Origin of the sequence: Pontibacillus sp. HN14 (genome assembly GCF_021129245.1) — a bacterium.
GTDB lineage: Bacteria > Bacillota > Bacilli > Bacillales > BH030062 > Pontibacillus.
Genome location: NZ_JAJOLR010000002.1, coordinates 410,079 through 420,110, shown reverse-complemented (window position 1 = coordinate 420,110; position 10,032 = coordinate 410,079). Strand labels below are relative to the sequence as shown.

The 10,032-nt window shown below is 44.3% G+C and carries 7 protein-coding genes; 2 read left to right on the top strand and 5 right to left on the bottom strand.

The annotated features are described in order from the left end of the window. The first annotated feature begins 444 nt into the window (after positions 1-444). Positions 445-2,994 carry a glycoside hydrolase family 31 protein gene (locus LQ226_RS11125; protein WP_231417969.1) on the top strand — a complete coding sequence of 850 codons (2,550 nt, stop codon included), beginning with the start codon at positions 445-447 and terminating at the stop codon, positions 2,992-2,994. A 232-nt stretch (positions 2,995-3,226) separates the two neighbouring features. Further along, positions 3,227-5,020, top strand: coding sequence for a glycoside hydrolase family 66 protein (locus LQ226_RS11120; RefSeq protein ID WP_231417968.1), 1,794 nt, complete (start codon positions 3,227-3,229; stop codon positions 5,018-5,020). A 111-nt stretch (positions 5,021-5,131) separates the two neighbouring features. On the opposite strand, the gene LQ226_RS11115 is transcribed toward LQ226_RS11120, so the two are convergent. The 5 genes from LQ226_RS11115 to LQ226_RS11095 all read right to left on the bottom strand — a co-directional run bounded on the left by LQ226_RS11115 (position 5,132) and on the right by LQ226_RS11095 (position 10,023). Beyond that, complete coding sequence (locus LQ226_RS11115; protein WP_231417967.1) at positions 5,132-5,881, bottom strand: hypothetical protein; 750 nt, start codon at positions 5,879-5,881, stop codon at positions 5,132-5,134. 213 nt (positions 5,882-6,094) lie between these two features. Beyond that, positions 6,095-6,697: a response regulator gene (locus tag LQ226_RS11110; RefSeq protein ID WP_231417966.1), complete on the bottom strand. Its 603-nt coding sequence runs from the start codon at positions 6,695-6,697 to the stop codon at positions 6,095-6,097. Further along, positions 6,681-8,033 carry a sensor histidine kinase gene (locus tag LQ226_RS11105; protein ID WP_231417965.1) on the bottom strand — a complete coding sequence of 451 codons (1,353 nt, stop codon included), beginning with the start codon at positions 8,031-8,033 and terminating at the stop codon, positions 6,681-6,683. Before LQ226_RS11105 ends, LQ226_RS11110 begins: the two co-directional genes overlap by 17 nt. 80 nt (positions 8,034-8,113) lie before the next feature. Beyond that, positions 8,114-8,704 carry a DUF6305 family protein gene (locus LQ226_RS11100; RefSeq protein WP_231417964.1) on the bottom strand — a complete coding sequence of 197 codons (591 nt, stop codon included), beginning with the start codon at positions 8,702-8,704 and terminating at the stop codon, positions 8,114-8,116. A 413-nt stretch (positions 8,705-9,117) separates the two neighbouring features. After that, positions 9,118-10,023 (bottom strand): ABC transporter permease, encoded by a 906-nt coding sequence (locus LQ226_RS11095; protein ID WP_231417963.1) that lies wholly within the window; start codon positions 10,021-10,023, stop codon positions 9,118-9,120. Positions 10,024-10,032: the final 9 nt, after the last annotated feature.

Below are 10,032 nucleotides of genomic sequence, written 5' to 3'. Positions count from 1 at the left end.
GGTTGCTTCTCAAAAATTGGCGAAGTGTATCCAATTCAACTGGTAAAATATAGCTAATCAACACCCGTATGTCAGACACCCTTCACTACTCTAAAGCACCGCAGCGTGCCAGACACCCTGCGGTGCTTTAAAAGGCTGCAGGGTGTCTGGCACGCTTTATTTCGCTAAAGTGATGTATGATCTATTTCTTTGTCCCTAGTTTTTGTAAAGGGATGTTTACAGATAAGGCTTTGGGATGATTTTGAGAATTCATGGAATCGGACAAATTGATCTGTGCAATCGGTTCCACTACTGACGCATCAATCGACTAGTTCTTTTTTCACTAGTAAAACACCGACATCTCTTTGCTTGCAACCGACGTAAAACGCCCGTATATTAAGAGGGCAATCGATTGCACAAAACAACTACATCAAACAAATCTACTTTTATGAGGTGACAGATTCTATGTACAAACCATCTAAACGCCTGACCCGCTTATTAGCTACAACGGCAATGGCTGCGACGCTCTTCACTGCAGCTGCACCAAACGTTCTAGCCGTGACACAACCACATCCCGACCAAGAACTGAATCAAGAAAATGTGAAGAAGCAATTAGAAGTTCAATCTGTTAAGCAACTAGAAGACGGCGTAAAGCTAACCCTAACTGACCAGAAAGAAGCTTACATACGCTTATTCGCTGAAGACATGGCGAAGGTATCGATCCTAGAAGCTGGTGAAGAAGAGTACTTCTCAGAAGGAATCGCGAAGAAAGAATGGGACACGCCTTCTTTTGACTTTGAAAACGAAGGAAACGTTGTAACCCTTTCGACAGATGAAATTACAATAAAGATCAAAAAAGAACCATTCGGCGTTAAGTTCCTCGATAAAGAAGGAAACGTCATCAACGAAGATTACATGCAAAACGGCGCTGGTTATGATGGGGATAAGCCCTACGTTTACAAGAAGACGAACGAAGACGAAGCGTTCTACGGATTCGGTGAGCAAGCTGGTTTGAACGTGAACCAACGCGGTGAAAGCATTGGTATGTTCAACACAGACGCTTACGCTTATCAGCCAGACACGAAATACTTATACACATCTATCCCGTTCTTTATGGGGCTTAAAAATGAGAAAGCATACGGCATCTTCTTCGACAACGCCAACCGTTCTTATTTTGAAATGGCTTCTGAGAGCGATGATTATTACTATTTCTACGCAGATGATGGAAAGCTAACGTACTACTTCATGTACGGCCCTGAGATCCAAGACGTGTTGGATCGTTACACAGAGCTAACAGGTAAAATGGAGAAACCAGCAAAATGGACGCTTGGCCTTCATCAGAGTAAATGGGGTTACACAGCTGATGAAATCGAGAGCGTAGCCAAAACCTACCGTGATAAAGAAATTCCACTCGACACGATGCACTTTGACATCGACTATATGGATGAGTACCGCGTGTACACTTGGGCAGATGATTACGCAAGCGACGAGCTTCACAACTCACTAGATGATATGAACTTCCACAAGATTGCGATCAATGACCCAGCCGTTAAGAAAGATCCTGGCTACTACATGTATGACGAAGGTACGGCGAATGATTATTGGGCTAAAAATCCAGACGGCACGAATTTTGTCGGTGAGGTTTGGCCTGGAGACTCTGTCTTCCCTGACTTCTCAAAAGAAGAAGTGCGCGACTGGTGGGCAGACAACTCGAAAGTCCTTTATGATCAAGGCATCGACGGGGTTTGGAATGATATGAACGAACCAGCCGTATTCGACGGGCCATTCCACACAGCTCCACTTGATGTGACATTTGGAGAAGGAGACAATGAGCGCACACACGCGCAGTACCACAACCTTTACGGTCATGATGAAGCTGAAGCAACGTATGAAGGTGCGGTTCAACACAACCCTGAGGAACGTCCATTCGTCCTTACACGTGACATGTACGCAGGAACTCAGCGCTACGCTGCATTATGGACGGGCGACAACGTAAGTGAATGGGATCACCTGCAGATGTCGATTCCAATGAACGCAAACGTAGGTCTTTCTGGACAGCCATTCGTCGGGAATGACATTGGCGGTTTCGCTGGACGTCCGGATGCTGAGATGTACGCTCGTTGGATCGAAGTAGGCGCATTCCTACCGTTCTCCCGCGTTCACTATGATAGTGACTCGAAAGCTGCTGTAAAACAAGGTCAAGAACCTTGGGCATTCGGTCAAGAAGTGGAAGATATCAGTAAGAAATACATCGAAATGCGTTATAAACTAATGCCTTACTTGTACAACACATTCGTTGATGCTTCTGAAACAGGCTCTCCTGTTCAACAGCCACTTGTGTATCAATTCCAAGAGGATGAGAACACGTACGACATTAGTGATCAGTTCATGTTCGGTGAAGCAATGATGCTTGCTCCTGTCGTACAAGAAGGTCAAACAGAACGTGACGTTTACCTTCCTGAAGGTGAAACGTGGGTGGATTATTGGACAGGTAAAGAATATCAAGGCGGACAGACGGTTCATACAAAAGCAGAACTCGACCACCTACCTATTTATATGAAGAAAGACTCTGTCATCCCGACTCGCGAAGTTCAACAATACACAGACGAAAAACCACTTGAAAATCTTGTGCTTGATACGTACTTGTCTGAAGAAGCGAGCTATTCCTTCTATGAAGATGACGGCGCGACGATCGATTACAAAGACGGAGAGTTCAACATCACGAACTTTACTATGACGCGTAAAGGCAACCATATTGAGTTCACACAAGAGAAAGAAGCAACAGGTTATGACAGTGAACTTGATTCTTACACGCTTAAGCTAAACAACGAGAAAGCACCGAAGAAAGTTCAGGCTGCGAGATCAAAATACAGCGAGGTGTCTTCAGTAGAAGAAGTGAAAGCAGAACAAGAAACGTACTTCTATGACACGGAAACAAGCACCCTTTATGTAAACGTACCAGCTAACGAAGATAAAAACGTGAAAATTTTCGCTAGCAAAGGGAAACGAAAATAAAAATCATGAGCATCCCCTTCTTCACATTTTTTACAGATAAAATGAAACAGGTGCCCCCTTATCGAAGCACATTCACGCGAAATGTATAAGGATTGCCTGTACCACTCACATCTGAAAAATGGTAAAGTGTTATAGGGAGCATATCATGCTTATGTAAAAGCCATCTTAAGACTAACAGGCCTTCCTGTTAGTCTTTTTCTTTCAAAAAAATGCACACAAAGGAGGGATTGGGATGAAAAAGAAACTATACTTGCCGCTTATTTTTTTAGGTGTCCTTATCCTTTTACTTATTCCGGCAAGATTTCTATGGTCTGATGACGAGACCTTTGAGCCCCCTAATGAAAAATCTCCAATTACCGATGTAACCGTAGATCATGTTCAAACAGACTTAGCCAGGTATAAGCCCGGTGAAACGATTACGTTTGAAGCCGAACTCTCTAAAAAACCGACGAACAGTATCGATATGAAAATTACTTACTATCACTTAAACGACGTCGTTCATGAGAAAATTATGCAAGTCGATCAGCAGAACATCAGTTGGGATTGGACCGCTCCAAAGGAAGATTTTACAGGATATTATGTAGAAGTTAGCCCCCTTCATAACCAAAAAGGGTATGCAACCATTGGTGTGGACGTTTCCTCTACTTGGGTTCAGTTTCCTCGTTACGGATTCCTATCAGACTTTAAAGATAAACCTGAAGAGGAACAGCAAGCTGTCGTAGATCAGCTTAATCGTTACCATATTAATGGTGTTCAGTTTTATGACTGGCACGATGAGCATCACCAGCCACTTAAAGAAGAGAACGGGAAACCTCTCTCCTCCTGGTCGAACATCGCAAATCAACCTGTCTCCTACGAAACCGTTCAATCCTATATTGATAAGGTTCACAACAAGAAGATGACCGCCATGTCCTATAACTTGTTGAACGGAGCTCTTTCTGAATCTGAAGAAGATGGGGTGAAAGAAGAATGGCGCCTCTATAAAGATGAAGAACAAGAAGAGTATGACGTTCATTCTCTACCTGATGATTGGAAAAGCGATATTTACCTAACAAATCCGGCAAACGGAAGCTGGCAGAATTACATTTTCAACAAGCAACAAACGGTATTCGATCACTTAACGTTTGATGGGTGGCACATGGACCAACTTGGCGATCGTGGCGATGTATTTGATTACAACGGTGATCCTGTGGCGCTTGATAAGACGTTTAAGAGCTTTATCAAAAATGCAGACGATACGTTTGAGGATAAACAACTCGTTATGAATGCAGTTAATCAATACGGTCAGGAACAAATCGCTGATTCACCTGTATCATTCTTGTATACAGAGGTGTGGAATCCATTCAAATCCTACGCTGAGTTAAATTCGATTTTAAAAGAAAACGGGAAGCTCTCAGAAGGAAAGAAAGCTTCCGTCTTAGCCGCCTATATGAACTACGACAAATCGGACCAAGAAGGAACCTTCAACACACCAGGAGTTCTTTACACAGACGCACTGATCTTCGCACAAGGCGGAGCGCACTTAGAACTTGGCGAACATATGCTTTCAAAGGAATACTTCCCTCATAACAAGCTAGACATGACGGAAGATCTTCAGCAAAAAATGGTCAACTACTACGACTTTATGGTCGGATACGAGAACGTTCTGCGCGATAAGGTAACGTCTGCTCCACTCGAGATTACAACCGAGAACTGGGTTCGCTTAACTTCAGAGCCTGAAAAAGGACAAATTTACACATTTGCTAAGAAGCAAGAGAACCGAAAAATCGTCCACTTCTTAAATTATTTCGACGCCACTCATATGAACTGGCGCGATACAAATGGCACGCAAACAGAACCTTCTATGAAAGGGGATCTGTCCGTGACCATTCAAGAAGAAAAAGAAGTCGACAACGTATGGATTGCCTCTCCAGACTGGAACAAAGGCCTTCCAACCAAACTTAACTTCACCCAAGAAGGAAGCGACCTCACCCTCACCATCCCCAAAATCAAATACTGGGACATGGTCGTCCTCGAATACAAATAACCGCTTTAAAGCACTAGACGGTGCCAGACACCCGTTCATCCTTTACAGCGGTAACGCACAAAACGGTGTCTGACACCCTTTAGTAAGCTAAAGAGTGTCAGGCACCGTTTTTTATAAGCTTTGCTTGAATGTCGGAATGGAATCAAGGGAAGGACCTTGTTCGATTTTCAGCGGTTTCAGCAAATTGTCCATACCAATTTCATCCCGGAGAGTAAGTAGTTCTGCTAAGGAAAGGTTCGTATCCATTTGCTTAGTTATATCCGTAGCAAGTTGTTTTAAAGAAAGCAGCGTTAAGAAAGACATGTGCGTCATATTACTAACCATCCCCCCAATATCCACGTTTTCCGGATTTTCTAGGGAGACTCCTTCCTCTGTCATGTTCTCCATGACTTCTTGTACGGCTGGGTTTTCCATCGTTTGTTCCATCATCTTCTTCATCGTTTTCTGATCGACACGCACATAGTAATCCATTTGTTTCCCCAGCTGTTGTTCAAAGGATTGCAGCATCTTCTCTGTAGAGGAACCCGCAGCCACTTCCTCTATGTTCGATACGAAAACGGTATGCTGATTCGGTTCATACGATAAGAGCGAAACGTTTGCTTTCTCGTCATTTACATCCTGAATCACCACGATCGACAAAGCACTTGAATCCACACCCGGGTCTTCTTCTAAATCAAGGGGACTGACCTGAGGAAAGTCATGGCTATACGAACGAGTTTGACCCTCTCCTGCCTCTTCTTCAACAATCCCATCATCCCCCTCTGTAGAAGAACGGGACCAGAAATCTTCATTGATCATCAAACCAGCCAAAAACACTAAAATCGCCAGACTAAACAAGGACCTCCCAAATCGCGGCCTCATACACATCGATCCTTTACCTTTTTACCCACCATTCTAGCCAAACTCCCACTCACTCATACCCTGGTATATCTACCTTTACTGCGGTGCTGTAATGCAGCGTGTCTGACACCCTTCAGTGCTCTACTGCAATGACGCGTGTCTGACACCCTTCACTGCTGTACAACAAGAAAGAGGGGCAGGTATAAGGAATCTTCCCTATACCTGCCCCTCTTTTTAGAGTAGGGTGTATTTGTTTTTTGGGCGGCCTTTTGAGCCGTAGTGGGATTGGATTTCGACGTCTCCCATTTCGACGAGATAGTTCAAATAACGGTGTACGGTTTGATAGGAGACGGGAAGATTTTTCTGGATTTCATTAATGGTTTGCGGTTCTGTCTGCTCATATAAGTAAGCCTTCACCTGGCGTAGTGTGTCTTCGTTGATGCCTTTTTCAATGAAAGCTGTTTGACCCTCGTCCTGCAGCTTCGCCATTTTTAAATTTAACTTAATGCGCGATAACAGATCAGCCGCTTTAATCGGTTTTAAGGCAAAATCATTCGCCCCTTCTTTTGTGAACGCCTCGGCTAATTCAAAGCGCTCATCCACCGTTAAGACGATAATCGGGACATGAGGATCTTTTTTACGGATAGCTTTTACCGTTTGAAGTCCGTCCCACTCCGGCATGTGGAAATCGACCAATACGAGCTGATGACGTCCAGATTGAAACTGCTCGGCGCCTTCTTTTCCGTTCACCGCAGTTTCAGCCTGCCACCCACCGAAATCACAGATCTCTTGTACCGTAAAACGTATATCTTCATTATCATCAATGACTAAAATCATAAGCTTCCTCCTCTACATAAACAGGTAAATAAACCGTTACAGACGTCTCCACATACGGTGTACTCTTCATATCAATCGTGCCTCCATGCTGATCAACAACGCTCTTCACAAACGGCAAACCAATTCCTGATGAACGCTTCGTACTGAACCCCTCTTCCCAGATCTCCTCTAATAAGCTAGGGTCTACGCCAGGACCATCATCTTTAATAGAAAAAGCGACCCCCTCAGCATAAGAATAGGCTTGTACCTTAAGCGTGCCTCCCGTTTCTCGTAACGACCGTAGTGCATTCTCGACCATATTCGAAAGGGCCCGGGAGAAGCGGATCTTATTCACCTCGATCATCGGAAGGTCTTCCTCCACTTTTACTGAAACCGTAATGGAATCGTCATCAATGGAAAGATGACTCCTCACGTATTGTATGACCTCCATGACCTCCATCTCCCGCTTCGTCTCCTCATAGAGAATCTCAGAAACCATATCTTTCATCTTGTTCACCGATCCATAAATCCGGTCAAAATATCCGTCCACTTTCTTATCCTCATTTTTTAATTCAATTAAGGACACAAGCCCCTCAACTGTCACAAGAGGCGTCTTCATATCGTGCACTAACGAATGAATCTCTTTATATACATTCGTCTCAAACAGTTCACCACGCGCCTCCTGTAGCTCTTCTGTTTGTTTTTGATACTTCCTTGTAATCGTCACTTGCTTGCTAAATAAGTGAAGAATCGTCGTGACAATGACTGCGATTAAAAAAAAGCCAGCAAATAGAATAATGGAAATCGTGCTAAACAACGTATTATCCGTTAAATATTCGTCAGCAAGCTTAATACTCACCGCAAAATCATCCGTACCAATACCAAAGACCGTAAGCCCTGGGACCATGTTTAACCACTGAACCGCAAAGAATAAAAATAAGATAATGACACTAAACATGCTATAAAAATATCGCTGCTCAGGAATAAAGTTATGTAAAAATAATAGAATCGCAAGCAATCCTAAATGGATCGAGTAAGAGTAATGTTCATGGTGAATCACGTTAAAGATATAAACGCTCCCCATAACAAGAAAAACAAGAAGCCCTTGATAGAATAGCGATCTGCGATTTTTAGAAACGGCATACGAAATAAACATACTCCCAATATAAATACAGTAAAAAATTAAGAAATACCAAAAAGCATAGGATAAAGCAGTTACCAAAAGGCTTCCACTATCGCTCATCGTTAAGCTCTTCTCAATGTTCTCATAAATCCACGCTGTCCACTCATGCGTAAAGCCAGGAAATGAAATACCCAACAGCAACAACACACATCCAGCCAATAAGTACCCAATCATCTCCTCACCTCCTTTATCACTTCACCGTACGAAACGGTGCCAGACACCAATCAATCCTTTACAGCATTAAAGCGCCCCGCTTATCGGAAGGCCAGGTTGAAGGGGGTTTTGGTGTCTTCGATGCCTTCTACAAGGGTGATGGGGACGGAATGTTGTTTGGCTTGTTCTAGCAAGGTTTCGTTGTATTCCAGGTCTTGGATGCCTATGATGTAATCCGCATGAGGGATAGAAGCTTGGTACAAGTCCCAAGTGTAAGGGTCTTCCCTTGAAGCTCCGCTTAGCTGAACAACAATAATAGGCGTATCCCTTGCTTCCGCTTCATCATACAATTGCTCAACACGTTCCTTCTCTTCCTCATAAGAACGGTAGGTTTGGCGCACACCGTGGGGGCTATAGCCGACTACAACAACAACGGTTTTGTATTCATATAAATCTGTAGCCAATGCCCGAGGACGATAGTCTCCATCTAAATTCAATTCATCTGCTATGTAAGAGAAGACTTTTCCTTCAATGGCTTGCCCCGCTGATGTAATAAGGATCGGTTCTTTTCCAACCGGAGCAGGAAGGTTCGGCCAGGTGTTCCAGTTCTCTTCAGAACTATCTTGATAACGAATCAAGACCAACAAACCACAAGCCACAATGAGTGCCAGGACGATAGAGTATTTTTTCATTGGATCCCTCCCTATTCTATTATGTTTCTTTCACTCAAGGAAAACATGTCATATAAGTAAATCTAACCCTGGGCCGTTATTTAAATTTTCGATAAGGGGTGGCTGGGGAACGGGGAGACTCCTGCGGGAGAAAGAGGTCGAAGAGACCCCGGAGGGCGGTTTCCCCGAGGAGGCTTTTAAAAAAGTGTGAAGTTCGACTAAGACCGTCACGTCCTGTGACAACGTCGAACGACCCCACCTCGTGTGAGGCCGCGGAAAGCGAGTCGTTCCCCAGCCACCCCTATCTCCCATTATACGCAAACGGCCCTTATCTCTAATTAAGCCAATTAAAAAAAGGATAAAGTTCGCCAAACTTTATCCTAAAGTGTACATGATTCCATGTGCTTAATAAATATATTTTTTGAAATTTGACACTATTGCCTCAGTCTTGGATCAAGAGCATCGCGAAGTCCGTCGCCAAGGAGGTTGAACCCTAATACAACAAGGAGAATCGCAAGGCCTGGGAACATGACAACCCACGGGGCCGTTTGTAAGGCGTCGACTCCTGCTTTAAGCATAGCTCCCCACTCTGGCGTTGCCCCTTGAGCTCCAAGTCCAAGGAAGCTAAGACCGGCTGCATCTAAGATTGCCGTACCAATACTGAGTGTCGTTTGAACGATAATCGGTGCCATACAGTTGGGTAAAACATGCCGGAAAAGGATGCGTCCATTTTTCACACCTGTCGCCCTGGCGGCTTCGACGAATTCTTTTTCCTTCACGGATAGCACCGTCGACCGCACAATCCGCGCAAATTGCGGAACCCCCACGATCCCGACGGCAATCATAGCGTTTGTCAGGCTACGTCCAAGTACAGCCACCATCGCAATGGCAAGAAGGATACTCGGAAAGGCCATTAGGATATCAATAAATCGCATCACGACCATATCAACCCAGCGCCCAAGATAACCAGAGATTCCTCCAAGAAGAATGCCGACAACGGCTGAGATTCCGACGGCTACAACACCAATCTGAATCGAAATTCGCGCACCATATGCAATACGACTGAAGATATCACGGCCAAGAGCATCGGTCCCTAACCAGTGCTCACCAGAAGGCGGCTGATAGCGATCGATAACACTCCCGTCATCAATCGGATGGTAAGGGGCAATCAAGGGAGCAAATACAGCAATCACGACAAGCAATGTAATAATGACTAACCCGAGCAACGACGTTTTGCTTTTTACAATACGCGATAACGCATCTTTCCATAAACTTACTTCTTTCGGGTCAGACTGTTCCGATCGAACTTCTTCTTCCGATTGCACTTCTGCTACTGGCATAAGAGTCAC

Excerpts from the sequence above, each read along its gene's own strand:
- LQ226_RS11110 (WP_231417966.1), bottom strand. The coding sequence starts at position 6,697 with ATGATTTTAGTCATTGATGATAATGAAGATATACGTTTTACGGTACAA.
- LQ226_RS11125 (WP_231417969.1), top strand. The coding sequence starts at position 445 with ATGTACAAACCATCTAAACGCCTGACCCGCTTATTAGCTACAACGGCA.
- LQ226_RS11105 (WP_231417965.1), bottom strand. The coding sequence starts at position 8,033 with ATGATTGGGTACTTATTGGCTGGATGTGTGTTGTTGCTGTTGGGTATT.
- LQ226_RS11100 (WP_231417964.1), bottom strand. The coding sequence starts at position 8,704 with ATGAAAAAATACTCTATCGTCCTGGCACTCATTGTGGCTTGTGGTTTG.
- LQ226_RS11120 (WP_231417968.1), top strand. The coding sequence starts at position 3,227 with ATGAAAAAGAAACTATACTTGCCGCTTATTTTTTTAGGTGTCCTTATC.
- LQ226_RS11115 (WP_231417967.1), bottom strand. The coding sequence starts at position 5,881 with ATGAGGCCGCGATTTGGGAGGTCCTTGTTTAGTCTGGCGATTTTAGTG.
- LQ226_RS11095 (WP_231417963.1), bottom strand. The coding sequence starts at position 10,023 with ATGCCAGTAGCAGAAGTGCAATCGGAAGAAGAAGTTCGATCGGAACAG.